This is a genomic window from Natronoarchaeum philippinense (assembly GCF_900215575.1).
GTDB lineage: Archaea > Halobacteriota > Halobacteria > Halobacteriales > Natronoarchaeaceae > Natronoarchaeum > Natronoarchaeum philippinense.
In genome coordinates, this window is sequence record NZ_OBEJ01000005.1 from 1 (window position 1) to 22,304 (window position 22,304).

Annotated in this window: 30 protein-coding genes and 1 pseudogene; 14 read left to right on the forward strand and 17 right to left on the reverse strand. The window is 66.4% G+C overall.

Annotated elements, in window-relative coordinates:
- Positions 1-759 (reverse strand): hypothetical protein (locus CRO01_RS14015; RefSeq protein ID WP_097009796.1); only part of this gene is annotated, 759 nt, incomplete at its 3' end.
- A gap of 361 nt (positions 760-1,120) precedes the next feature.
- Between CRO01_RS14015 and CRO01_RS14020 the strand changes: the two genes are divergently transcribed.
- Positions 1,121-1,378, forward strand: coding sequence for a hypothetical protein (locus CRO01_RS14020; RefSeq protein ID WP_218839211.1), 258 nt, complete (start codon positions 1,121-1,123; stop codon positions 1,376-1,378).
- 57 nt (positions 1,379-1,435) lie between these two features.
- Here the strand turns inward: CRO01_RS14020 and CRO01_RS14025 are convergent, their stop codons facing one another.
- Entirely contained in the window at positions 1,436-2,131 is a 696-nt protein-coding gene (locus CRO01_RS14025; RefSeq protein WP_097009797.1) for a MogA/MoaB family molybdenum cofactor biosynthesis protein, read from the reverse strand.
- A 129-nt stretch (positions 2,132-2,260) separates the two neighbouring features.
- Here CRO01_RS14025 and CRO01_RS14030 point away from each other — a divergent pair, with 129 nt between their 5' ends.
- A complete protein-coding gene (locus tag CRO01_RS14030) occupies positions 2,261-3,301 on the forward strand; it encodes a zinc-binding dehydrogenase (RefSeq protein ID WP_097009798.1) in 1,041 nt (346 codons plus the stop codon).
- Positions 3,291-3,665, forward strand: coding sequence for a hypothetical protein (locus CRO01_RS14035; protein WP_097009799.1), 375 nt, complete (start codon positions 3,291-3,293; stop codon positions 3,663-3,665). The genes CRO01_RS14030 and CRO01_RS14035 overlap by 11 nt, the downstream gene beginning before the upstream one ends.
- 16 nt (positions 3,666-3,681) lie before the next feature.
- On the opposite strand, the gene CRO01_RS14040 is transcribed toward CRO01_RS14035, so the two are convergent.
- From CRO01_RS14040 to CRO01_RS14050, 3 genes are all read right to left on the reverse strand, one after another.
- Positions 3,682-4,038, reverse strand: a complete 357-nt coding sequence (locus CRO01_RS14040; protein WP_097009800.1) for a DUF7853 family protein — start codon at positions 4,036-4,038, stop codon at positions 3,682-3,684.
- Between the two features lie 145 nt (positions 4,039-4,183).
- Positions 4,184-4,744, reverse strand: a complete 561-nt coding sequence (locus CRO01_RS14045) for an NUDIX hydrolase (protein ID WP_097009801.1) — start codon at positions 4,742-4,744, stop codon at positions 4,184-4,186.
- Between the two features lie 62 nt (positions 4,745-4,806).
- On the reverse strand, positions 4,807-5,052 hold the full coding sequence (locus CRO01_RS14050) for a hypothetical protein (protein ID WP_097009802.1): 246 nt from the start codon (positions 5,050-5,052) through the stop codon (positions 4,807-4,809).
- A 2-nt stretch (positions 5,053-5,054) separates the two neighbouring features.
- Between CRO01_RS14050 and CRO01_RS14055 the strand changes: the two genes are divergently transcribed.
- Positions 5,055-5,393: a hypothetical protein gene (locus CRO01_RS14055; protein WP_097009803.1), complete on the forward strand. Its 339-nt coding sequence runs from the start codon at positions 5,055-5,057 to the stop codon at positions 5,391-5,393.
- Between the two features lie 30 nt (positions 5,394-5,423).
- Here CRO01_RS14055 and CRO01_RS14060 read toward each other — a convergent pair whose 3' ends face one another.
- Together CRO01_RS14060 and CRO01_RS14065 are read right to left on the reverse strand one after the other, a co-directional pair.
- The gene (locus tag CRO01_RS14060; RefSeq protein WP_097009804.1) at positions 5,424-5,897 is read right to left on the reverse strand and encodes a DUF5812 family protein; all 474 of its coding nucleotides are present in this window, start codon (positions 5,895-5,897) and stop codon (positions 5,424-5,426) included.
- A gap of 46 nt (positions 5,898-5,943) precedes the next feature.
- Positions 5,944-6,504 carry a hypothetical protein gene (locus CRO01_RS14065; protein WP_097009805.1) on the reverse strand — a complete coding sequence of 187 codons (561 nt, stop codon included), beginning with the start codon at positions 6,502-6,504 and terminating at the stop codon, positions 5,944-5,946.
- A 137-nt stretch (positions 6,505-6,641) separates the two neighbouring features.
- Here CRO01_RS14065 and CRO01_RS14070 point away from each other — a divergent pair, with 137 nt between their 5' ends.
- From CRO01_RS14070 to CRO01_RS14085, 4 genes are all read left to right on the forward strand, one after another.
- Positions 6,642-7,937 carry a glucose-6-phosphate isomerase gene (locus CRO01_RS14070; protein ID WP_097009806.1) on the forward strand — a complete coding sequence of 432 codons (1,296 nt, stop codon included), beginning with the start codon at positions 6,642-6,644 and terminating at the stop codon, positions 7,935-7,937.
- A 123-nt stretch (positions 7,938-8,060) separates the two neighbouring features.
- On the forward strand, positions 8,061-9,182 hold the full coding sequence (locus CRO01_RS14075) for a CPBP family intramembrane glutamic endopeptidase (protein ID WP_097009807.1): 1,122 nt from the start codon (positions 8,061-8,063) through the stop codon (positions 9,180-9,182).
- An 84-nt stretch (positions 9,183-9,266) separates the two neighbouring features.
- Positions 9,267-9,491: a hypothetical protein gene (locus CRO01_RS14080; protein WP_097009808.1), complete on the forward strand. Its 225-nt coding sequence runs from the start codon at positions 9,267-9,269 to the stop codon at positions 9,489-9,491.
- An 86-nt stretch (positions 9,492-9,577) separates the two neighbouring features.
- Positions 9,578-10,387: a hypothetical protein gene (locus CRO01_RS14085; protein ID WP_097009809.1), complete on the forward strand. Its 810-nt coding sequence runs from the start codon at positions 9,578-9,580 to the stop codon at positions 10,385-10,387.
- 20 nt (positions 10,388-10,407) lie between these two features.
- Here CRO01_RS14085 and sufU read toward each other — a convergent pair whose 3' ends face one another.
- Together sufU and CRO01_RS14095 are read right to left on the reverse strand one after the other, a co-directional pair.
- Positions 10,408-10,848 (reverse strand): Fe-S cluster assembly sulfur transfer protein SufU, encoded by a 441-nt coding sequence (gene sufU, locus CRO01_RS14090; protein WP_097009810.1) that lies wholly within the window; start codon positions 10,846-10,848, stop codon positions 10,408-10,410.
- 110 nt (positions 10,849-10,958) lie between these two features.
- Positions 10,959-11,939: a PrsW family intramembrane metalloprotease gene (locus CRO01_RS14095; RefSeq protein ID WP_097009811.1), complete on the reverse strand. Its 981-nt coding sequence runs from the start codon at positions 11,937-11,939 to the stop codon at positions 10,959-10,961.
- A gap of 140 nt (positions 11,940-12,079) precedes the next feature.
- Here CRO01_RS14095 and CRO01_RS14100 point away from each other — a divergent pair, with 140 nt between their 5' ends.
- Complete coding sequence (locus CRO01_RS14100) at positions 12,080-13,747, forward strand: long-chain fatty acid--CoA ligase (protein ID WP_097009812.1); 1,668 nt, start codon at positions 12,080-12,082, stop codon at positions 13,745-13,747.
- Positions 13,748-13,829: 82 nt separating this feature from the next.
- Here the strand turns inward: CRO01_RS14100 and CRO01_RS14105 are convergent, their stop codons facing one another.
- Positions 13,830-14,198 (reverse strand): TRAM domain-containing protein, encoded by a 369-nt coding sequence (locus CRO01_RS14105; RefSeq protein WP_375097348.1) that lies wholly within the window; start codon positions 14,196-14,198, stop codon positions 13,830-13,832.
- A gap of 190 nt (positions 14,199-14,388) precedes the next feature.
- Here CRO01_RS14105 and CRO01_RS14110 point away from each other — a divergent pair, with 190 nt between their 5' ends.
- On the forward strand, positions 14,389-14,655 hold the full coding sequence (locus CRO01_RS14110; RefSeq protein ID WP_097009813.1) for a YgaP family membrane protein: 267 nt from the start codon (positions 14,389-14,391) through the stop codon (positions 14,653-14,655).
- Positions 14,656-14,800: 145 nt separating this feature from the next.
- Here the strand turns inward: CRO01_RS14110 and CRO01_RS14115 are convergent, their stop codons facing one another.
- From CRO01_RS14115 to CRO01_RS14135, 5 genes are all read right to left on the reverse strand, one after another.
- Entirely contained in the window at positions 14,801-16,051 is a 1,251-nt protein-coding gene (locus CRO01_RS14115; RefSeq protein WP_097009814.1) for an aminotransferase class V-fold PLP-dependent enzyme, read from the reverse strand.
- Between the two features lie 77 nt (positions 16,052-16,128).
- Complete coding sequence (locus tag CRO01_RS14120) at positions 16,129-16,941, reverse strand: sensor domain-containing protein (protein ID WP_097009815.1); 813 nt, start codon at positions 16,939-16,941, stop codon at positions 16,129-16,131.
- Between the two features lie 121 nt (positions 16,942-17,062).
- Positions 17,063-17,380 (reverse strand): DUF7521 family protein, encoded by a 318-nt coding sequence (locus CRO01_RS14125; RefSeq protein ID WP_097009816.1) that lies wholly within the window; start codon positions 17,378-17,380, stop codon positions 17,063-17,065.
- 55 nt (positions 17,381-17,435) lie between these two features.
- Complete coding sequence (locus CRO01_RS14130) at positions 17,436-17,753, reverse strand: hypothetical protein (protein WP_097009817.1); 318 nt, start codon at positions 17,751-17,753, stop codon at positions 17,436-17,438.
- Between the two features lie 5 nt (positions 17,754-17,758).
- Positions 17,759-18,100 carry an ArsR/SmtB family transcription factor gene (locus CRO01_RS14135; protein WP_097009818.1) on the reverse strand — a complete coding sequence of 114 codons (342 nt, stop codon included), beginning with the start codon at positions 18,098-18,100 and terminating at the stop codon, positions 17,759-17,761.
- Between the two features lie 102 nt (positions 18,101-18,202).
- Here CRO01_RS14135 and CRO01_RS14140 point away from each other — a divergent pair, with 102 nt between their 5' ends.
- From CRO01_RS14140 to CRO01_RS14150, 3 genes are read left to right on the forward strand one after another with little or no spacing between them, the layout of a single operon-like run.
- Positions 18,203-19,159 (forward strand): ABC transporter ATP-binding protein, encoded by a 957-nt coding sequence (locus CRO01_RS14140; RefSeq protein WP_097009819.1) that lies wholly within the window; start codon positions 18,203-18,205, stop codon positions 19,157-19,159.
- Positions 19,156-20,052 carry an ABC transporter permease subunit gene (locus CRO01_RS14145; protein WP_097009820.1) on the forward strand — a complete coding sequence of 299 codons (897 nt, stop codon included), beginning with the start codon at positions 19,156-19,158 and terminating at the stop codon, positions 20,050-20,052. The genes CRO01_RS14140 and CRO01_RS14145 overlap by 4 nt, the downstream gene beginning before the upstream one ends.
- 53 nt (positions 20,053-20,105) lie before the next feature.
- Positions 20,106-20,360, forward strand: coding sequence for a hypothetical protein (locus CRO01_RS14150; RefSeq protein WP_097009821.1), 255 nt, complete (start codon positions 20,106-20,108; stop codon positions 20,358-20,360).
- 7 nt (positions 20,361-20,367) lie between these two features.
- On the opposite strand, the gene CRO01_RS14155 is transcribed toward CRO01_RS14150, so the two are convergent.
- Together CRO01_RS14155 and CRO01_RS14160 are read right to left on the reverse strand one after the other, a co-directional pair.
- On the reverse strand, positions 20,368-20,661 hold the full coding sequence (locus CRO01_RS14155; RefSeq protein ID WP_097009822.1) for a DUF424 domain-containing protein: 294 nt from the start codon (positions 20,659-20,661) through the stop codon (positions 20,368-20,370).
- Positions 20,661-21,398, reverse strand: a pseudogene (locus tag CRO01_RS14160) (tetratricopeptide repeat protein); the annotation flags it as partial. The pseudogene CRO01_RS14160 and the gene CRO01_RS14155, both read right to left, overlap by 1 nt.
- Before the next feature lie 343 nt (positions 21,399-21,741).
- Between CRO01_RS14160 and thpR the strand changes: the two are divergent.
- On the forward strand, positions 21,742-22,302 hold the full coding sequence (gene thpR / locus CRO01_RS14165) for an RNA 2',3'-cyclic phosphodiesterase (protein ID WP_097009824.1): 561 nt from the start codon (positions 21,742-21,744) through the stop codon (positions 22,300-22,302).
- Positions 22,303-22,304 lie beyond the last annotated feature (2 nt).

Consider the following 22,304-nt stretch of genomic DNA (forward strand, 5'->3'; position numbering starts at 1 on the left):
GTCACCGAGACTCTCGGGGGTCCATCGGCTTCCGTTCCACTCGAAGACGGTGGCGTTCCCGCCGCTGACGGTCACGTCGTCGCGGCCGTCGCTGTCGAGCCCGTAGAACGTCACGTCGGCGTCCTCGATGCCGATCGGCTCCCACGTGACGCCGTCGGTCGTCTCGAACGCGCGCCCGTTCGTGTCGATCGCGTGGGCCGAGCGCGGGCCGAACGTCTCGATTGCTGGGAGGGCGGACCCGCTCCCGGGCGTCACGTAGTCCCACGTTCCCTCCTCGCCGTTGGCGAAGCTGTAGTAGATCTTGCCCGAGTCGCCGGCGACGTACACTTCGGCGTCGCCGGCGTCTCCGACCACGGCGACGTCGTTGAAGTTGTTCGTAACGTCCATCGGCGCCGAACGATCCTCTAGGCTGCCCGTCTCGACGTCGTACTCGCCGATCGCGCCGCTGGCGCCGACGAACCAGAGACGCCGGCCGTCGTCGGTCGCGGCCGCGCCGTAGAGGTTGTTCCCGTTGCCGGTGGGGCCGCCGTCGAGCAGCTTGCGCCAGCCCTCGTCTATCCGGCGGAGCACGACGCCGCCGCCGCCCACCGCGTGGGCGCCGCGTGCGGTGTACTGCACGTCGTGGAGGGTGCCGTCGACAGGGGTCTCCGCGACCGTCCACTCCTCGGCGGTCGCTGCTCCCGAGCCCACTGCAACGGTCGTCGCGGCGAGCGATGCGCCGACTGCTTTCAGTACCGAACGTCGCGTGTGCTCTGTCATGGCGCAGTCGAGGCTTCCCGTGCTTGCCATGTAAGGCCCGGCGACGCTTGACGCCGTTTATCACGCTTCAAAACCGTCGAAAACCCGGTCGAACGGCCGAATTTCTACGGCTCCAAAACCGCCGATTTCACGCCGGTTTTGAACGGGTTTCTCCGGGCGTCACAGCCCGCCCCGGTCGTGGTTCGCTCATACGCTCAGTGGTCGACAGTGCGGCCCGCATTCGATCCCGGCTTGAGCGCCCGAAACCGGCGAAACAGCGGCTTTCGGCGAGCACGAACGATCGTAAATCCGCTTAAATCGGGCTGATTCGCCCCCACGATCACGACGGTTCAATACCGTTCCGTCCCGACGTGTGATCGCAATGCTCCAAACCAAGCTCCTCACGCTGGTCGCGGTGACGGTACTGCTCGCGAGCGGCGTCGCGGGCGCGGCGCCCGCCGCCCCCTCCCCGAACGACGGACCGCCGGTCGACGTGCCCGACATCGGTCCGCCGTCGGACCTCCCCGACGTGGTTCCGGACTTCGTCGGTGACATCCACGACTCCGTCACCGAGCACGTCGAGAACGGCGTCGACAAGCTGGGCGAGCGGATCAGCGACCTGACGCCCGGCGAGAGCTAACGCGCGCTGTTTTCGGTTCACTTCCGTTCTTCCCCGTACGACTGCCGCCGAGCAGGCCTATCTGGGATGCTTGTCGGGATCGCCGTCGTGAGCTAGTTCGACGAGATGCGCGGCCTCCTCGGCGACGATGCGGTCGACGCCGAGGCGCGCGATGGACTCGACGCCCGGCAGACAGAACACCGGGACGGTCGTGACGATGCCGGCGGTCGCGCGCGTGGCGACGACTCGCGTGGCGACCTCGTCGTAGGCCAGCAGGCGAAGCAGTTCGCCGAACCCGTCGAGCTCCTTGTCGAACAGCGGCTCGGCCGCCTCGATCGCCACGTCGTCGGGCGTGATGCCGGTGGCGCCTACGGTGACGACGACGTGGACATCCGAGCGGTCGGCCAGTCGGTCGATCGCCGCTTGGACGTTGTCGTACTTTGCCTCGACCAGCTCGCGCGTGACGATCTCGGTCCCGACCGCCTCTAGCTCCTCGACGGCGGCGTCGCCCGGCGGGTCGTCCGAGAGCGACCGCTCCGAGGATATCGTCAGGACGGCCGCGCCGAGATCGTCCGGGTCGGGGGCGGCCGGCACGTCGGCATCGCGGGTCTCCGGACTGTCGGCGTCGCCGCGCTCGCCTTCTTCTGATTCGGGCGACTCGACGTCTTCATCGCCACTGCTCGATGCCGCGTCGTCGGCGTCGTTCGACGCCGATTCGTCATCGTCGTCGGACCGCAGATCCCGTCGGGTGTCGCGCTGCTGGAAGTCGACCATGGGCGGGCTTTCGGACGAGGGTTTGAAACGCTTTCCGGCGTCTCGGAAGTCGGCGTCACCGGCACAGCGAAACCGGCGATGCCCGCCCCCTCGCGTACCGTTTTGACTATGCTTGGTGATGACTCTCGCATGGACGCAGTCAAATTCACCGGCCACGGCGGCACCGATGTCATCGAGTACGGCGAGTTCCCCGACCCCGAAATCGGCGCCGACGACGTGCTCGTCGACGTGAAAGCCGGCGCGCTCAACCACCTCGACGTCTGGACGCGCAAGGGCCTCCCCGGCGTCGATCTGGAGATGCCCCATATCCCGGGCAGCGACGGCGCCGGCGTCGTCGAGGCGGTCGGCGAGCACGTCTCACGATTCGAACCGGGCGACCGCGTCGCACTGGCGTCGGGCCGGTACTGCGGCGAGTGCGAGTACTGCCGCCACGGCGAGGAATCTCAGTGCGTGAACTACCACATCATCGGCGAGCACGTCCGCGGCGTCCACTCCGAACTCGCGGCGATTCCCGAGGAGAACCTCGTCAGCGTTCCCGAGGGCGTCGACTGGGCGACGGCGGCGGCCGCGCCGCTGGTCTTCCAGACCGCGTGGCGCATGCTGATGACTCGCGCTGACATCGAGCCCGGCGAGACGGTGCTCGTACTGGGCGCCAGCGGCGGCGTCGGTCACGCCGCGGTCCAGATCGCCGACTACGCCGGCGCGACGGTGTACGCGACGGGTGGCTCCGACGAGAAGTGCGCGTACGCCGAGGAGATCGGCGCCGAAGCGGCGATCAACTACGAAAAAGACGACTTCGCCGCCGAAATCCGCGATCTCACCGGCAAGCGCGGGGTCGACGTCGTCGTCGACCACGTCGGCGCCGACACGTGGACCGACTCGCTTGCGAGCCTCGCCAAGGGTGGACGGCTGGTCACCTGCGGCGCGACGACCGGTCACGCGCCAGAGACGAACATCAACCGGATCTTCTGGAACCAGCTCAGCGTGCTCGGCTCGACGATGGCGACGCCGGGCGAGATCGACGACGCACTCGAACGGGTTTGGGACGGCACCTTCGAGGTCCGGATCCGCGAGGAGTTGGCGATGAGCGAGACGGTCCGCGCCCACGAACTGCTGGAGAACCGTGAGGGCTTTGGCAAGGTAGTCGTAAGACCCGATAGTGAGCTCTGAGACCGATGGCGCGGGCGACGCCGGATCGTCGAGCGACACCTACACCCACGACCCGGCGGCGTTCGAGGCCAACGGCGAGCGACGCTCCCCGGAACGTTCGAGCGGGCACGGCCCGCGAGAAGCGGACGAGCGGGTCGACGGCGAGTCGCCCGACGGCGTCGTCCACCCCGCCGACGCGGACCGCGAGTTCGACTGGCGAGGCTGGCTGCTCGTCGGCGTCATCTTCTTTGCCTTCGTCATCGCGCCGATCGTCACCTACCTGCGCCCGCCGCAGTTGCCCTACTTCCCGGCGCTGATCGCGTTCCCGCTGCTGCCGGCGCTCGCGCTCGGCATCGTTGCGGTCTGGGCGACGACGCGGCCGTAAAAATTGGTCACTGCGGTCACTGCAGCGCGGCCGGCGGTTCGACGAACGTCTCGTCGAGTCGGCGGCTCAGCGTCACCGCAGTCGCGACTTCGTCCTCGGGCGTCTCAGGTTGCTCGGCGTACTCCGAGAGGGCGCGGCGAAGCCGCCACGCCTCATAGCAGGTGAACGGGCGGTCGGTGCCGGTTGTCGACGTGTCGCCGTACACCGGCCGGTCCTCGAGCTTCTCGATCGCGTTCATCGCCCACCACGGTGGCGACTCGCCGTCCTCGCGGTGGGATTCGACCTGCTGCAGCATGACGTGGTGGACGACCCACTGCTCTTGGCGGCTCATCTCGATCGGGGTCGTATCACGCCGTCGTGCGGTTGTGCTCATGATCTCTCGCGGGGCCGTTCACCTGCCCCTACGTACTGCTTGGTGGTGGTCACGTATAAATCCTTGCCAGATGTTAACACGCCATGCACGAGCGCAAGCGACGCCACTCACGGGGGCAACGAGCGCTAAAAGTGGCGTCGTGGCGCTACTCGAAGTCCCGCCGCATCGCAATCTCGAACCACGGGCACAGGCGCAGTTGCCGGTACCACTCGGGATGCTCGTGGAGGCGCTCGTAGGGGACCCACATCAGCCCGGCGACCTCCTCCTCGTCGGGGTCGAGCGAGGTGTCGTCGAGCGTGACCTTGAGCACCGCACAGACTTCGTGTTCGATGCCGGCGTTTTCGTAGTAGCGGCGGTACTCGAATCGGTCGGTCACGCGCAGGTCGTCGTACTGATCGGGCGTGATGCCGAGCTCCTCTTCGAGACGCTGGCGGGTGGCTTCCTCTTGGCTCTGGCCCTCGACGGGGTGGGAGGCGACGGTGCCGTCCCAGTGGGTGTCCCAGAGGCGCTTGTTGGGGGCGCGCTGTGCCAGCAGAATGTTGCCGTCGCCGTCGAACACCAGCGACGTGAACGCGCGGTGGCGGATGCCGTCGCCCGTGTGGGCGTCCAGTCGGTTGACCAGCCCCTCGGGGTTGTCGTCGGCGTCGACCGCGATCACGTCCTGCTTGGCGTTCTCGTGTGTTTCGTCGGCGTTCTGCGTGCTCATTAGGGCTATAATCTCCGAGGTGGTTGAAACCCCCTTCGGTTCCGCGTAACCCGCCGTCGCCGTCACGCCGTCGGTTCGGGATCGTACCCCTCACCGACGAACAGCGAGAGGCGCCCGGGATCGACCGCGATGTCCAGCGACGGCGTCGAGACGATCTCGCCGTCGAGGCTGAACGCGATCAGTTCACCGCCGAGTGCGTCGATCTCTCGCGTCTCGCCGCGCTCTGTTCTCCCCCATGTCCGGTCGTTCGACGAGCAGCCCAAAAGGCGTCGGGCGTCGTCGATTTTTCCATCGAGCGCGTAAGACACACATGGGCACTGAATCACGGACCGATGCCGCGACGCGGGTCGTCGTCTCCTATCCGGCAGATCTCAGCGACTGGGGCCGTCGGCAGGTCGAGCGTTCGTCGTTCCGGGCGTTTCTCCGGCGCACCCGCGAGACTGCCACCGAGGGCGATCTCTGGGAGGAGTTCGTCGGCGTGGGCTGCTGTGGCGACTCGCTCGACGTTCCCCTGCGGGTCGAACACGTCGAGGGGGGTCCCGCGATCGACGCCGCCACCGAGTTCGACTTCGAAGTGCGCGAGGCGTGTGGCATTCAGGGCAGTTGGCGCGTTCAGAGCGCCGGCGGCCCCTCGGCGGCGAAAAAGTAGGCGGGTGATCGTTCGTCGACGTCGTCCTGTTCAATCAGGCAGGTAGCGCACGTTCAGGACGCCGTCGTCTTCCTCCCGCCGGACCTCGACGCGGACGGCCCCGAGTCTGGCGGCGCGCTCGATTGTCCCCTCGTCGTCGAGCACGTCGGCGGCGGCGTCCTCGGTCGTCTCGGGCGGCACCGACAGCACGTGTACCTCGCCCTCGCCGGCGCGCTCGACGCGCTCTACGTCGCCGACCTCCTGTTCGGCGGCGATCTCCATCGCTTGGGTCGTCGGCGACAGGTCCGTATCGACCAGTTCGATCTCCCGCCGTTCCGCGACCTCGACGACCTCCCACGCGACCTCCATCGGGGGCTGAGGTCGGATCGTCGCCTCCAGAACGTCCTGCTCGGCCACGTCCGGGTTCGATGCCATCGTGTGAACTTGGCCGTCGCTCACGTCTCGAAACACCGCCGAGCCCTCGTCGGCGTGGGTGACGAGGAAGGTTCCGGTCTTCTCGCTCATACCCACTCGTAGGGCGCGGCGCACACTTCGGGCTTTCGAGCCCCGCCTACCGACTGAACCGCTGGACGAGTGCGATCACCAGCGCGCCCAGAATGGGTGCGAGCACGCTCGACAGCGCCGGTAGCCCGTAGAGCACGTCGATCACTGGTGCGAGCGCGCCCGTCGGCTCGGTCTGGAACTCGGTCGGCGCAGAGATGACCAGCGCGAGGTAGATCGACAGCACGTACAGGTATCCAGCCACCCCGAGCGCGGCGTCGCTCCGCCCGGTCGCCGTCCCCCGGCGGTGGTTTCGCGCGGCGTAGACCACCGGTGCGAACAGCGGCACGAGCAGGCCGAGCACGATCACGGGTAACACCCCGCGGCTGATCTTGTTGAGCGCGGAGTGGCCGATCGTCTGCGCGATCCAGACCGGTAGCGCCAGAATCACCGTTATCACCAGCAGCAGGCCGATCAAGGCGCTGACCCACACGTACGACCGGAGCAGCCGCGAATCGCTTTCGCGGCGCGCCCGGCCCAGCGCCCGACGCAGGGCGCTGTAGGATGTCGGTCGGCTGTCCTCGCTCGCGGCGTCGCTGTCGGTGCCGTGGGTGGCGCCGCCGTCGGTCATTCTGCGTCACTTAGGGCGGACCGGGGTTAAACGCCGCGGTGTCCGGCGTTCGACGCCATCAGCGACAGGCAACCCCGCGGTTCAGCAGTCACCCGCCGCCCCGCGGGTTTTTGCCCCGGCGCGCTCAGGTGTCGGGTATGTACGTTGATCTGGGCAACGCGCTGTCGTCAGTAGCATCACCGGGCGTTTCGCGGGAATCGCTGGATCGTCTCGACGAGGACGTAGCAGTAGCCCACGAACGCATCGAACGGGGCCGCGCGAACGCCGAACACGGCTACGCCGCGTTGAACCTGCCCGGGACGGCCGATCCCGACGCGATCAAAGCGACCGTCGAACCGGTGGCGGACGCCGAGGCGCTGGTGATCGTCGGTATCGGCGGATCGGCGCTGGGCGCGGCAACGCTCGCCGACGCACTTGACAGCGAGGTCGACACGTACGTTCTGGATAACGTCGACCCCGAGCACACGACCGCCCTGCTCGACGACCTGCCGCTGTCCGAGACCGCGATCAACGTCGTCTCGCGGTCTGGGACGACCGCCGAGACGCTGGCGAACTTCCTCGTGGTTCGGGAGGCGTTCGAGACCGCGGGCGTCGACTGGACCGAGCGCACGGTTGTGACAACTGGTGAGGCGGGACCGCTGCGGGACTTGGCGCAAAAGCACGACCTGCCCGTGCTGAAGGTACCTGACGGTGTCCCCGGGCGATTTTCGGTCTTGTCGACGGTGGGTCTCGCTGCGGCGGCGATCCGCGGCGACGACCTCGACGCCCTGCTGCAAGGCGGCCGGGACGTGGCCGAGAGCCTCTCCGGATCGCTGTTCGAGGCGCCGGCCTACGCCTACGGTGCGACGACGTACGCGCTCGATACTCGGGGTGCCTCGGTCAACGCGATGATGCCCTACGCCGAGGGATTAGAGACCTACGCGGAGTGGTACGCCCAGTTGTGGGCCGAGAGCTTGGGCAAGGACGGACTGGGCCAGACGCCGGTGCGCGCGCTGGGGGCGACCGACCAGCACTCTCAACTGCAACTCTACCGAGCGGGACCGCGCAACACGATGGCGACGTTCGTCCGCCCGCGCGAGCGCATTGATCGGGCAATTCCGGCGACCGACGTTGACGGGCTGTCGTATCTCGGCGACGCCACACTCGGGGAGCTACTGGACGCCGAATTCGAGGCGACGGAGGCCAGCCTCGCGGCGGCGGGGCGTCCCAACGTCCGGATCGAAATCGAGCGCGTCGACGAGCGCGGGCTGGGCCAACTGCTGTACGGACTCGAAGCGGCCTGCGTGCTGGCGGGTGAACTCCACGGCGTCGACACGTTCGTCCAGCCCGCCGTCGAGTGGGGTAAAAACGCCGCTCGCGGACTGTTGGGCGCCGAGGGTAAGTTCGAGGAAGCCCGCGCAGTCGAGGAGAAGACGCGCTTGCGCGTGGAGTGATACGTCGGCGCCAGTGTCAGCCGGCAATCGGCGTCGGCGACAGCCGGTCGGCATCTGTACGCCCTCAGCACCTCGCCGAACCAGAACGCTGGTTCTTTGGTGGCGACCGCTCTCCATTTCGGTATGAGCCAACGGTACGCTCCCGGCGTCGGCGTCGTGCTGGCCGGGGTCGCACTCGCCGCCTCCCTCCAGCCGTGGCCCGATGCTGGCACGCTGCTGTCGGCCGTCCCCATCGCCGGCGGTGCCGCGAGTCTGACGCCGATCGCGGGAGTGCTGTCGGCCGTCGCGCTCGCCGCCTTTCTCGCCAGTCGGCACGGCGCCCTCGACCGTGCTCGCGGAAACGTCGCCGCGGGCGTCCCGAGCGTCGGCGTCGCGCTGTACGCTGCCGTCGTCGCCGTCGGTGCGCTCGACGCCGGCGACGCGGTTGGTCTGTGGGTCCTCCTCGCCATGGCTGCCGGCGCTGGTGCGGGCCTCGCGGCGCTCGTCGACGGCCTCGAACTCCCCGTCAGCGGCGTCCTCGATCGCCTCCAGTTGACGGTTTCCGGTGCGATTCTGGGGGTCCTTGGACTGCTCGCGCTCTCGCTGTGGAACACGCTGCTCGTGTCGCTTTTTACTGCCGTCGCGGGGTCGCCCGGACCGACGGCGCGTATCCTGATCAGTACGTCTGCGACCGGTCTCGGCGGGGTGACGATCGTCCTCGGCTATCTCAACAGCACCGACCGCGGGCTCGATTTTATCGATGCCGGATGGCTCGACACCCGAGATGTCGTCTACGGCGTCGGGGGGTTCGTTGTCCTGTTGCTCGTGTTGCTGGTCAGTTCCGAACTGATCGAACTGTTCGGGCTCTCCTCGGCCGAACACAGCATCGTCCAGACGGCCCGGGCCAACGACCCTCGGGTTCTCCTGTGGCTGCTCGTCCCCTCGGTGTTGCTGGTCGGTCCCGGCGAGGAACTACTGTACCGGAACGTGATCCAGAAGTCGCTGTACGATTCCTTCTCCCGTACTGGCGCGGTGCTTGTTACGAGCGTCCTGTTCGCGCTTGTGCATTTTCCCGCCTACGCGACCAGCGGCGTCCTCGATGCGATCGGTAGCCTGCTGTTGATCCTCCCGCTGTCGATCGTACTCGGGGTTGTCTTTGCACGCACCGAGAACGTGGTCGTCCCGGCGCTGATCCACGGCGCGTTCAACGCGTTCCAGTACGCCGCCTTGTACGTGGCGCTCACCAGCGGCATCGAACTGGTCTGACTCCCCGCAACTATCCTGAAACGGCCCCGAGCAAAACCCCCACATACGCTTATGCGTCGTACCGTCGACACTCTCACGCGAACCATGCAACAGCCCGGAGTCACGCCCGCTGGCGCCCTCACGGAACTGGAGTCGCCCCGCGCCAAACTGGTGTATCTCTACCTCTCGATGTCGGGGTGGAGTACGGTCTCGGACATCCAGCACGCCCTCGGGTTACAGAAGATCGCTCTCCTCAGCATCCTCGACACGCTCGATCGCAACGAGTTCGTCGAGCGAAGCGGCGACGCCGTCCGCTGCCGACCGACCTAACCGCCGGCGTCGCGTGCTCTCTCGACACGGCGCACGCTATCACGCGTCCCGACTACTTCTTATTTCGCCGTCACGAACGGGAGGTCATGAGAGAGCGGCAGCGGTTCCACGGCGACGCGTCGGTACTGCACCGCAACGCCGTCAGGACGCCGCTGCCCGACGCCGATGCCGAGCGGCTGTTCCACCGGAACATGCTGTCGGTCGCGGAGGGCCGCGAGCGCAAGGCCGAACTGCTGGTCGATCCGGACGTGTCGCTGCTCGACGCCTACGAACGGGAGCTAGAGCGCGTCGCGGAGAGCTTCGAGCGTCGCCTCCGCCAGTTCGCCGGCGAGGGCTACGAGGAAATCGCGCTGGCAACACAGCGCGGCGAGCGCGACGATCGGATCGGCCGGCTCACCTCCTATTACTTCGAGGGGCTCTGGCGCATCCAGCAGCGCACGACGATCTCGGAGATGTTGTTTTTCCCGATCATTCTTCGGTACCCCGACAGCTTCACGATGAACGTCCGCTTTGCCAGTGGCTACGCGACCACTGAGTCGGTGCTCTACGAGTCGCCCGCCCACTCGACCGAACAACTCGACGACGAGCACGCCGAGACGTACTACGAGGAAAGCGCCTACTCACAGCGTAAAGCGGCTGCATACCTCCGGGAGACCGCCCAGATCATCCGCGATGAGTTCCCCGACCCCGACGAGTCCGATGTCGAAGACCGATACGGCGGCATCGTTTCGGCCGGCGGACGCCGCGGATCGACGTTCTCGGCGATGCTCAAACGCGTCGAACCCGATCCCGGTCGCTTCTCGTCGCCCGCCGACGAGACGATGCTCGTGTCGGCCGGCCCGGAGGCCCGGCGGACTGCGGACGAACTGCTCGACGACGACGCCGTGTTCCTCTGAGCGCGAGAACGAAACGGCGACTACTCCTCTGTCGAGGTCTGCTCGTCTTCGGTCGAGGTCTTGTCGAGGTCTTTCTCGCCTTCGTAAATCTCGTAGCCGTCCTGTGCGACCTTCTCGGCGAGCACGGCACATTTGACCCGCATCGGGCTGATGTCGACGCCGAGCATCTCGGTCACGTCGTCCCGGTCCATCTCCATCAGCGTCTCGACGGATTTCCCCTGCAGTTCCGACGAGAGCATGCTCGCGCTGGCTTGGCTGATCGCACAGCCGTCGCCCTGAAACGCGACGCGCTCGATCTCGCCGGCGTCCTCGTCGATCTCGACGTCCATCCGAATCTCGTCGCCACACATCGGGTTCTCGCCGACGTGCGTGTAGGTGGGATCCTCGAGTTCCCCGTAGTTACGAGGGTTCTTGTAGTGGTCGAGAATCTGCTGTCGATACATATCCGAGCCCATTCCCATAGTGGTTCGAGGTAGGCGCGTTCGGCGGAAAAGCGTTCCGACGCCGGCGTTTGGACGCTACACGAGCATTCGAATCCAACCGTGGCCGTGGTGGTAGCTCCGGTCGTCACTCACTCCTGTGCGATGTCCTCGGCGGGTTGGGGACTCTGCTCGTCGCTCGTGCGCTCGTAAGCCGACCGATAGCGAGCGAGTTTTCGGTAAAGCAGGTAGCCAAAGAAGCCGTCGTACACGAGGATGAGGACGAGCAGCCCCGTGAACGGCAAGCCGAGCGCGCTGACGAGCGTGTTGTAGGTCGCGTGGATCAGCGCCGCCGTCAGGATTCCTTTGACGACGATCGGCCCGGCGTCGTCGGGGTTGAACTTCGCCAGCCCGAGGTAGTAGCCCGCGAATCCGGAGTAGATGACGTGGCCCGGACCGACGAACGCGCGCTGGGTGGCGGTTTCGGCAGCCATCTCCAACTGCTGGCCGACGCCGGCGGCGCTCGCTGCGGTCAGGAACTCGCGGGTGATATACAGCGTGTTCTCGATCGTCGCGAAGCCGAGGCCGGCGACGGCGCCGTACACCGCGCCGTCGGTGACGGTTTGGAACGCGTCGCCCCGGTAGGCGTACAGCCGGACCGCCAGCAGTTTGACGATCTCCTCGATCGGCCCGACGACGAGGAAAAAGTACAGCACGATGCCGACGACGGGCACCATCGCAAACGGCACCCGGAGGACCGTGTTGACGACCGCGGCGAAACTGGCGAACAGCACGGCCAGCAGGAACGTCACCGCGAGGGGCCCCAGTGGCTCTTTGACCGTCGGATCGGCCTGCCATAGAAAGGCCGCGAGCGCGAGTGCGGGTACCGCCGACAGCAACGTCAGCAGGCCCAGCGACGGCGTCCGGAAGATGACGTATCCGCTGGCGGCGAGTTGGGTCACGAGCAACAGGAGTGCGAGCCCGATGACGAGGTAGATCGAAACGAGGCGCACCCCGTGATAGATCGCGACGGCGGTGCGATCGAGCAGGCTCCGGGACTCCCATGTGGCGATGTCGTAGAGGTCCTGTTCTCCGTCGGCGCGTTCTTGCAACGGATCTCGTCGGTCTCCCATCAGTACGCGCTCTTTGTGATGGACTACCGTGGTTCTTGTGCCTCCATTCTGCTTCGCCGGTCGCCATCGACCGTTCGGGGAACGTGGCCGATCTCGCTTGCTCACGAAAGATCATTAGTGTTGGCTGTGAACTGGAACCTATGCCCGGAGGAAGCGACCAGACGCTCCGACCGTTCCTGTGGCGTGCCAGTAAACTGTATCCCGACCGCGAGATCGTCTCGCGGACGCACGAGGGCGTCGAACGGTACACGTACGACGAGTACGCCGACCGAGTCGCCGCGCTCGCGTCGGCGCTCGACGACGCCGGCATCGAGGAGGGCGATCGGGTAGGGACCGTCTGCTGGAACCACCACCGTCACTTCGAGGCGTACTTCGCCATCCCCAGCGTCGGCGCCCAGCTGCACACGATCAACCCGCTGTTGCCCGAGCATCACCTCCAGTACATCGTCGAGAACGCGCAGGATCGCGTCCTCCTCGTCGACCCCTCGCTACTGGAGGCGATCGAGGCCGCCTACGACCCCGAGGCGTTCGAGAGCGTCGAGCAGTTCGTCGTGATGGGATCCTCGGTACCGGACACCTCGCTCGAACCGGTCGTCGCCTACGAGGAGTTCGTCGACGGCGACGCCGAATTCGACGAGTACGATTGGCCCGACGTTCCCGAGTCCCAGCCGGCAGGACTGTGTTACACCTCCGGGACCACGGGCGATCCCAAGGGCGTCGAGTACACCCAGCAGATGCTGTGGTCCCACACGATGGCGACGCTGCCACAGGCGGGCCTAGACATCGGCGCCGACGATGTCGTGATGCCGGTGGTCCCGATGTTCCACGTCAACGCGTGGGGGATGCCGTTTTCCTCGACCGCCGCGGGCGCCAAGCACGTCTATCCCGGTCCCTCCCCCGATCCAGCCGATCTCGCACAGCTGATCGAGGAAGAAGGGGTGACCCTTACCGCGGGCGTCCCGACGGTTTGGCTCGGCTTGCTGGAGTATCTCGAAGAGAACGAGGTCGATCTCAGTAGCTTAGAGCAGATCGTCATCGGCGGTAGCGCGGCGCCCGAGTCCGTGATCCGGCGGTTCGACGAGGAGTACGACGTGGACGTGGTCCACGCGTGGGGCATGACCGAGACGGCGCCGATCGGGACGGTCGCCCACCTCAAACCGAAGATGGACGCGTGGGACGCCGAAGACAAGTACGCAAAGCGCGCCAAGCAGGGGCTGCTCGTCCCCGGACTGGAGTTCAAGGTCGTCGACGACGACGGCGAAGAGGTGCCGTGGAACGGCGAGGACTTCGGCGAGTTGTTGATCAAGGGGCCGTGGGTCACCACGGAATACTTCAAACGCCCCGAGGCCACCGAAGCCGAGTTCGACGACGAGGAGTATCTCAGAACTGGCGACGTGGTCACCGTCGACGAGGACGGCTACGTCCACATCGTCGACCGCGCCAAGGACGTCATCAAGAGCGGCGGGGAGTGGATCTCCTCGCTCGAACTCGAAAACGCGCTGATGGGCAACGAACACGTCGCCGAGGCGACCGTGATCGGCGTCCCACACGAGCGCTGGCAGGAGCGGCCGGTCGCGTTCGTCGTCCCCGCCGAAGACGCGGACGAGGACGACCTCGCGGACGGCCTCGCGTCGATGATCGAGGATGAGTACCCGCGCTGGTGGGCGCCCGACGAGTTCGTGTTCATCGACGCCGTGCCAAAGACTGCGACCGGCAAGTTCGACAAGAAGACGCTCCGAGAGGAGTACGCTGACGAATCGCTGGTCGAAGGACAGGCGCCCGACGACGCCGCACCCGAGCAGGACTGAGCAGTCTCCACAGCGGCGTCCCGCGGTGGCCGTGTCAGAATCGTTCGCGGCCGTCGTCACAGGGCCGTTCGCGGTGGCCGTCTCAGAGCCGTTCGAGTAGCTTCGCGCTCGCGGACGTTCCGTCCCGGTTAAACGAGAGCACTTTCGCCCGAAGCATATCGGCCGGTTCGACGTCGTCGGGTACGTCCGTGACGAACACGACGAAGCCCTCGACTTTCACGAGCGCGTCGGTGCGCCCGCTGTGGTGTTCGGTCAACTCCTCGACGCCGACCTCGATCACCTCGCCTTTGTCGACCGGTGGCTCTCGCTCTTGTGCGGCCTCGTGTGCGCGCTTTGAGGCCGCTGCGGTCGATCTGAGCGACCGGACGCGCCAAGCCAGCGCGGCGACGAGCAGCGCCACGACGACGAGTCCGGCGCCGAGCAGGTAGTTCATCTCCACTGGGAGGTTCATGCCAACTGGGTGCAGTTCGGGCACCAAAAATCCGATTGCTTTGGCGTCGGCACCGGCCGATTCGATGCACCGGTTCCGGTACTGGTGCCACTTTTGACCGCTTTTCGTGTGTCTTGGTAGCTATTGACGCAATCGTTAAGCACTCAGCACGCCTCTGTACAGTCGCGCAGCGGCGCGCGGTGACGAACCGATGGAAAAGAACGTCGGCGGATTCGACAGGACGTGGCGGCTGGTCGTCGGCCCGGTATTAGTACTGGCTGCGGTCGCCGCCTTCGGTGGCCTCGTCTCTCTGAGCACACCCGTCGCCGTGATCGCACTGGTCGCGGGCGTCGTATTCCTCGCCACGGGGGTCTTACAGACGTGCTTCCTCAACCGGCTGCTCGGACTCGACACGTACCACGACGCGGGCGAGGAATCGGACGCCTCCGGCGGGATGTCCGAAGAGAGACCGCAGTAACCGTCTTTTGTGACACCTTTCGCGGTCGAAGGCGTCTTGCCGAGATACTTCTACGAGAAGAGCCCCTAGCGTCACCGAAGCGACTGCGTCGCTTCGAGCCCTGCCTCGGCTTCGTCTCGGCAGGACGTCCCTCCGCGAGAGAACTCTACGAGAAGAGTTCTCTCGCGTCGTCGATGGCGTCGACAAGCACGTCGATCTCCTCGCGGGTGTTGTAGACGTAGAAGGATGCCCGCGCGGAGGCGGCGACGCCGAGCTTGTCGTGGAGCGGCTGGGTGCAGTGATCGCCCGCCCGGATCGCCACCGCCGAGTCGTTCATGATCGAGGCCAGATCGTGGGCGTGGACGCTGTCGAGATTAAAGGAGACGAGCCCACCCCGGTCCGGCCCCGGCTCGGGACCGTAGATCTCGATGTCGTCGAACTCCGAGAGCCGGTCGTAGGCGTACTCGGCCAGCTGTTCCTCGTGCGTTCGGATGTTGTCCATACCCAACTCGTCGAGGTAGTCCGCGGCTTCCGCCATCGCAATCCCCTCGGCGATCAGGGGCGTGCCGGCCTCGTACTTCCAGGGCAGTTCGTTCCACGTCGCGTCCTCGTAGGTGACCTTCGTGATCATGTCGCCGCCGTAGAGGAACGGCTCCATGTCTTCGAGGATCTCTTTCTTGCCGTAGAGGCCACCGATGCCGGTGGGACCGGCCATCTTGTGGCCCGAGAAGGCATAGAAGTCGGCGTCGATCGCCTCGACGTCGACCGGGCGCGTCGGGACGGCTTGGGCGCCGTCGACGAAGATGTAGGCGCCGGCGTCGTGGGCCAGTTCCGCGAGGTCGGCGACCGGGTTGACGGTGCCGAGCGTGTTCGAGACGTGGACCGCGCTGACCATCTCGGTGTCCTCGTCGATCAGTTCGGCGGCGTGGTCCATGTCCAGTCGGCCGTCGTCGTCGACGCGGATGTACTCCACGTCGGCGCCGGTGCGCTTGGCGATCTGCTGCCACGTGACCAGCGAGGCGTGGTGTTCCATCTCCGTGAGCACGACCCGGTCGCCGGAGCCGAGTTCGTTCAGGCCCCACGCGTAGGCGACGAGGTTGATGCTCTCGGTCGTGTTTTTCGTGAAGACCATCTCCTCGCGCCCGCCCGAGGCGCCGATGAACTCGGCCATGCGGTCGTGGGCTTCCTCGTAGGCGATCGAGGCCTCCTGACTGAGGTGGTGGATGCCGCGGTGGACGTTGGCGTTGTACCCGCGGTAGTAGTCGCCGAACACGTCGATGACCTGCTCGGGTGTCTGGGTCGTCGCCGCGTTGTCCAGATAGACGACCTGCACGTCGTCGCCGACGCGTCGCTGGAGGATCGGGAAGTCCTCGCGGATGCGCTCGACATCGAGCGCCCCGGACTGTGTCGTTTCCATTGCTAGAACGGTGGGGCCGAAGGCAAAACACTTCTTCGGTCCGGCAGCGATGCCGCCCCGCAACCAGCGCGTCGGCGTCAGTCAGCGCGCTCGTCGCCGCCGTTCCGGCGCCGCAGTTCGGCCAGCACCGACGGCCGCGTCCGTCGGAGCATCAGTTCGGAGTAGCGCGCACAGACCCACGCGATCGCGTTGAACAGGTGCAACACGACCAGCGCGACCGGCACGCCGACCGCCGAGACCACAAGCGCGCCCCACACAGAGCCCGCCAGCGTCGAGATCACCTCGCCGGCCCGAAGCGTCGCCTCGAACGGCATCGTGAGACCGACCGTCCAGCCGTCGTGCTGATAGAGTAAGTCCGGTATCTCGATGTGGACCGGGCGGCCGAAGTGGATCCCGACCTGCTCGTTCTGGTAGTGCAGCGGCGCCAGCAGCAGCGTCAGCGAGAACGAGACGCCGGTGACCAACGCGACGAACGCGCCGATGCCGAGCACGAACTTGCTGAACAGAAAGACGAGTCCTTTCCACGTGCCCGCCGACAGCACCAGCCCCGACAGCCAGTCGACCGGCCCTTCCGCGGGTTCCAGATCGTCGGCCGGAACGTCGGCGTCCAGCAGCGCTTCGGCGAGCGTTCGCTCGACTGCCGCGAGCTGGGTCGAGAGGTACACGACCCCCAACAGGATCGGGATGCCGACCAACAGGATAGCGAGGCTGGCGCCGACCGAGAGCCCGACGACCAGAAACACGAAGTACGCCAGCCCGAGCGGAAACGCGAACGCGAGATACGCTAGATTCGTGTACGTCTGTGCTCGTAGCGGGACGCCGAAGAACCATCGAGCTACCCGTCGGCTTCCGTCGACGACGCCGCCTGCGGTCCGGGTCTGTTCGCTCATCGTCGCTTCCTCCTCGGCCCCGACGTGACGCCACCGCGGGGAACCGTTTCGTGCGTTCGTTTGGGATATTGCATGATAAGTGTTGGTGTGCTAATCTGTTTGGTACTCGTGGGATGCAGCGTCATCCGTCCGCTCCCCCCAGCGAGTGTGCGATCGACGCCAGCCCGAGCAGGTTGCAGGCGGTGATCACAAGCACGATCACGCCGTCGCTGGCCGTCGTCAGCAGGTCGACGCCGTAGGACAGGGCGAACGGAATCGGCGTCACGAACGCGACGCCGATGGCCAGAAACAGCATCGGTCGGCTGCCGTTACGGGCGTACCCGCGGTAGGCTTGCGCCGCGACGAACGCGCCGAGCGCGGCCGCGACCAGTCCCATCACGAAGACACTCCCAGCCCCGTCGAACGCGATGGCGCCGACTGCAGTCCGTAGCTGGGTCATGGCTCTGGCTCCTCTCGCTGCGGTTCGTTCGCCGCTTGCTGGCGTCGTGGTCCTCTCATGGGTCCCCGTAGATCGCGTACAGTATCGCCGTCAGCCCGAGCAGTTCGCCGATCAGCGCGACGCCTCTGACGATCTCCGTAGGCGCCGTCGTCAACGTCGGCAACAGCACCCGCGCGGCCGTCGGGGCGGCGCTGAGCAGCGCGACGCCGACGGCCAGCCACAGCAACGCCGGCGCTCTGGCGGCTCGATACCCGCTCGCAGCCCGGTAGACGATCCAGCACGCCAGTGCGAACGCGATCGCCTGCCCAACCAGCGCGGCCACCGCCACCGGCACCGACCCGCCCGTCGCCGACTGGAGGATGAGCCCCGACATCGAGATCAGAGCTCCTCGTACAACCGGGTGAATCGGTCGGCGGCGTCCTCCTCGGTTCGCTGGACGCTAACGTCGAACTCGCCGTCGTCGAGCTCGACGGCGACGCGTTCGAGCCGGGCTCGGTATATTTTGTAGTGGTTACCGTCCGGATCGAGTTCCTGCTCGGCTTCGACCAGATCGTGCTCGTCGAGCCGGTCGATCCGGCGGTAGACCGTCGGCGGCGAGGCGTCACAGCGCTCGGTGAGCACGTCTGCGGACATGGGTTCTTTGCTCGTCTCGATGAGGATCGCTCGCGCGTACTCGTCGTCGAGCAGCCCGAGCAGTTCCGCGTCCTCATCGTCGGTCATACTACGGTTTGTTTCATTGATTGATATAAAAGCACCAGTAGTTTCCGAGTCGGAAAGTGCCGCCGGGGTATTAACGTGGCTCCGGCATAAGCCGAAGACGAAATGACCGCAATCGAGACTGACGGACTCACCAAGCGATTCGGTGATGTCGTCGCCGTCGACGACGTGAACTTACGCGTCGAAGAGGGCGAAGTGTTTGGCTTTCTCGGCCCCAACGGCGCCGGCAAGTCGACGACGATCAACATGCTGCTCGACTTCGCCCGCCCGACGGCCGGCTCCGCGACGGTGCTTGGCTACGATTCCCAAGACGAAGCCGAACAGATCCACCGCCGCATCGGCGTCCTTCCGGAGGGGTTCGACCTCTACGAGCGCCTCTCGGGACGCAAGCACATCTCCTTCGCCATGAAGACCAAAGGCATCGACGGCAACCCCGACGACATCTTGCGTCGCGTCGGCCTGAGCGATGAGGACGCTCGGCGTCCCGCCGGCGGCTACTCCAAAGGGATGCGCCAGCGCCTCGCCTTCGGGATGGCGCTCGTCGGCGATCCCGACCTCCTGCTCATGGACGAGCCCTCCAGCGGCCTCGACCCGACCGGCATCAACGAACTCCAAGAGCTCGTCCGCGAGGAGACCGAGCGCGGCACGACGGTGTTTTTCTCCAGCCACATCCTCGAACACGTCGAGGCGATCTGCGACCGTGTCGGGATCATGAACCAGGGCGAACTCGTCGCCGTCGGCACGCTCGAAGAGCTCTACGAGCAGATCGGCGGCGACGCGACGCTCGAACTCGATCTCGATGGGGTTCCCCAGCGGGCGCTCGAGGACCTGCCGTCGATCGACGGCGTGACCGGCGCCGAACGCACTGACGAGACTGTCGTCGTCCGCTGTGACGACCCGACGGCGAAAGCCAGAGCGATCAACCGCGTCGAAGCCGCCGGCGCGACCGTCCTCGACATCCGCGTCGAGGATCAGTCGATCGACGAACTGTTCGAGCAACTCACCGGTGCTGGGGAAGCACACGAAGCCGTCGAACAGCCCGCCGAGGAGGTCGTCGCATGAACCTCGCTGTCGTCGCCCAAAAGGACTTCGAGGACGCCGCCCGCTCGAAGATGCTCTGGTCGCTGACGGGACTGCTCGTCGTGCTCATCGGCATCTTCTACGTCGGCGCGTGGTACTTCGCCGACGATCCCGGCGCGGCCCAGCTCGTACAGGGACTTGCCCTGCCGATGCAGGTGATCGTCCCGCTCGTGGCGCTGATCGCCGGCTACATGTCGATCGTCGGCGAGCGCCGGTCGGGGAGCATCAAGGTCCTGCTCGGGCTGCCGCCGACTCGGAGCGACGTGGTGTTCGGGAAGCTCGTCGGCCGCAGCAGCGTCGTTGCGACGGCGATTTTGACGGGGTTTGTCGTCGCCGCGGTCCTGAGCGGCCTGCTGATCGGCGGCGTCCCGCTGGCCGACCTCGCCGGCCTGCTCGTGGGCTCCGTACTGCTCGGACTCGCGTTCGTCGGCATCGCCGTCGGCGTCTCCGCGGCGGTGTCCTCCCGCGGTCGAGCGATGTCGGCAGTCGTCAGCACGTACCTCCTGTTCCTCGGGTTCTGGGACGTGCTGATCGGTGGCGTCTACCGGATTGCCACCGGCGCCTTCCCGCCGTCTCCGATCGTCCCCCAGCAGCCGGTCGAGCCGTGGGCGCTCCTCCTCCAGCGGCTCAACCCGATGGAGGCCTACGGCGTCGTCGCCACCGCGCTGATCGACAGCCGCGTGTTCCCGCTGACGCTGCAGTTCCCGATCGGTATCAACCCGACGCCGAATCCGGAGGTTTCGACGGCCGATCTCGTCGTCGGCGACCTGCCGTTTTACCTTTCGGACTGGTTCGCGGCGGTCGTCCTGCTCGCGTGGTTCGCTGTTCCCGTCGTGCTGGGCTACCTGCGATTCCGCGGCGTCGACCTCGGGTAGCCGCGGCGACCGCGGTCCCGGACCGTTAAGGGCGCTCGGCTCCTGTCTCGGGTATGGTAACGAAGCGGTCGATCGGCGCGAGCCTGCTGTTGCTCGGGCTGGCCTTCGTCGGAATCTTCCACACGATCGCCGCCTTGGCGTTCGACAGCGGGCTGTTCTACATCGGCGTCGTGATCGCGGCGCTGTCGCTGCTGGGGATCGTTCTAGTCAACATTCCGCCCGACGAGTCGTCCGGTGATGCGGACGAGTCCGGCGGTGACGACGCCGACGAGGTGGCCGCAAACGGTCGCGGCTCCGACCGCGAGTAAGAGCGTCTCAGGCGATCCGAAGCATTTGGGCGTGGAGCGTCGATCCCACTTCGAGGACGTTGCCCTCCTCGACGAACCCGTGTTCGATAGCGAGTTCGACCGACTCGGTACCGACGATGTTTGCGACGTTGGCTCGGGCGAGGCTCTCGACGACGGCCTCCTCGTCGACGCGCTCGCCGCCGTAGAACTCCTCGGTGACGGTCAAGGACATCTCGCCGCTCTCGTAGGTTTCGCCGAGCGCGTCCCGGTCACAGACCGCGACCAGCAGCCCCTCGTCGGTCTCGCGCTCGTTGAGAATCACTCTACCAGCTCCTGTTCGGCCTGCTCGCGCAGTTCTTCGGCCTCCTCGACGATCTCTTCGGCCTCCTCGTACTTGCCGAGTTCTTCGAGCGCGCGGGCTTTCTCTTCGAGGATGGTCGCGTTGCGCATCCCCAGCCGGATGGCGTTGTCGAGGCAGTTCAGCGCGTCCTCTGCGAGGCCCCGCTCCAGCAGGAAGAAGCCGCGATTGTACCAGCCCTGCGCGAACCGGTTGTCGATCTCGACGGCGCGCTCGGAGTGCTCTAGGGCCTGCTCGGTGCGGCCCGATTCCCAGAGTGCGTACGCGAGGTTGGTCTCGGCGGTCGCGGCGTGCTCGCTGTCCTCGTCGATCGACAGCGCCTCGCGGTGGGCGCCGATGGCGGCGTCCCACTCTTCGAGTTCGGAGTGAGCGACGCCCTTGTTCACCCACGCCTCTTGTTCGATGTGGGCGTCGTCGGCAAAGCGTGCGGTCCGCTCGAACGTCTCGGTCGCCTGTTCGTAGCGGTTGATGCTCATGTAGTTGAGCCCCACGTCGATCAGCGCGGCGGCGTCGATGGCGTCGTCGGCGATCGACGCTTCGTCGAGCATGTCCGTGACGGCTCGCGAGTCGACGGGGTCGACCTGATCGGGATCGACCTGCAACTCGGGCGGGTCGAGATCGAACTCGTCGTGGGCGTCGCTGAATCCCTGCCCTTCGGAGAACTGGTGTTCTTCGGGGCGCTCATCGTCCGAATCAGTCATGGCCCGCCGTACGTTTGCGCGAGTGTTAAGGCCTGCGTTGGCGGCCGCGTCGCCTCGGCATCGTCGGCGTCGAGGCGCGTCGCCGACGGCGCTATTACCGGCGGATGATGAACAGGCGACGCGGCGTCCGCACCCGAAACGGTCGCGTCGCGCTCGTTGCGGATCGGCGCTTCTGATCCGCTCGGGGCCGCGCTGTGGGGCGCGACCGTATCGAGGCCGTTTCGGGCGTCAGTCAGCGCACGCCGGCGTTCGCCGCGCTCCGGTACTTGAATGTGTAGCCGAGACGCGGCCGACGAAACTGTTCCGGCGTCAACTTTACTCTCCATGACGCCGATCGTTCGATATGGGACGGCGACTGTTCGTCAGCGTCGATCTGCCTGATGAGTTCGCGGACGATATCGCGGCAGTACAGGCGCGATTCGAGGATGCCGACGGCCTCTCGTTTACCGATCCCGAACAGGCCCACGTCACGATGAAGTTTCTCGGTGATGTCGACGAGGACCGCGTCGAAGCCGTCGGCGACGCCGTTGCCGAGGCTGTCGCGGCCGCCGATGTCGAACCGTTTCGCGCCCGGTACGAGGGGCTCGGCGTCTTTCCGTCGCTGGAGTACATTTCGGTCCTGTGGCTCGGCGTCACTGCGGGTAACGACGAGCTGAGCCGGCTTCACGATGCCATCGAAGACCGGACGACAGCACTCGGGTTCGACGCCGAAGGGCACGAGTTCACGCCACACGTCACGCTCGCGCGGATGGAACACGCCGGCGGCAAAGAACTGGTCCAGCGCGGCGTCCGCGAGTGGACGCCGACGGTCGGCGAGGCGACAGTCGACGCTGTCTGTCTCACCGAGAGCGAACTGACGAGCGAGGGGCCTGTCTATTCGACCGTCGAGCGATTCCCGTTCTGACC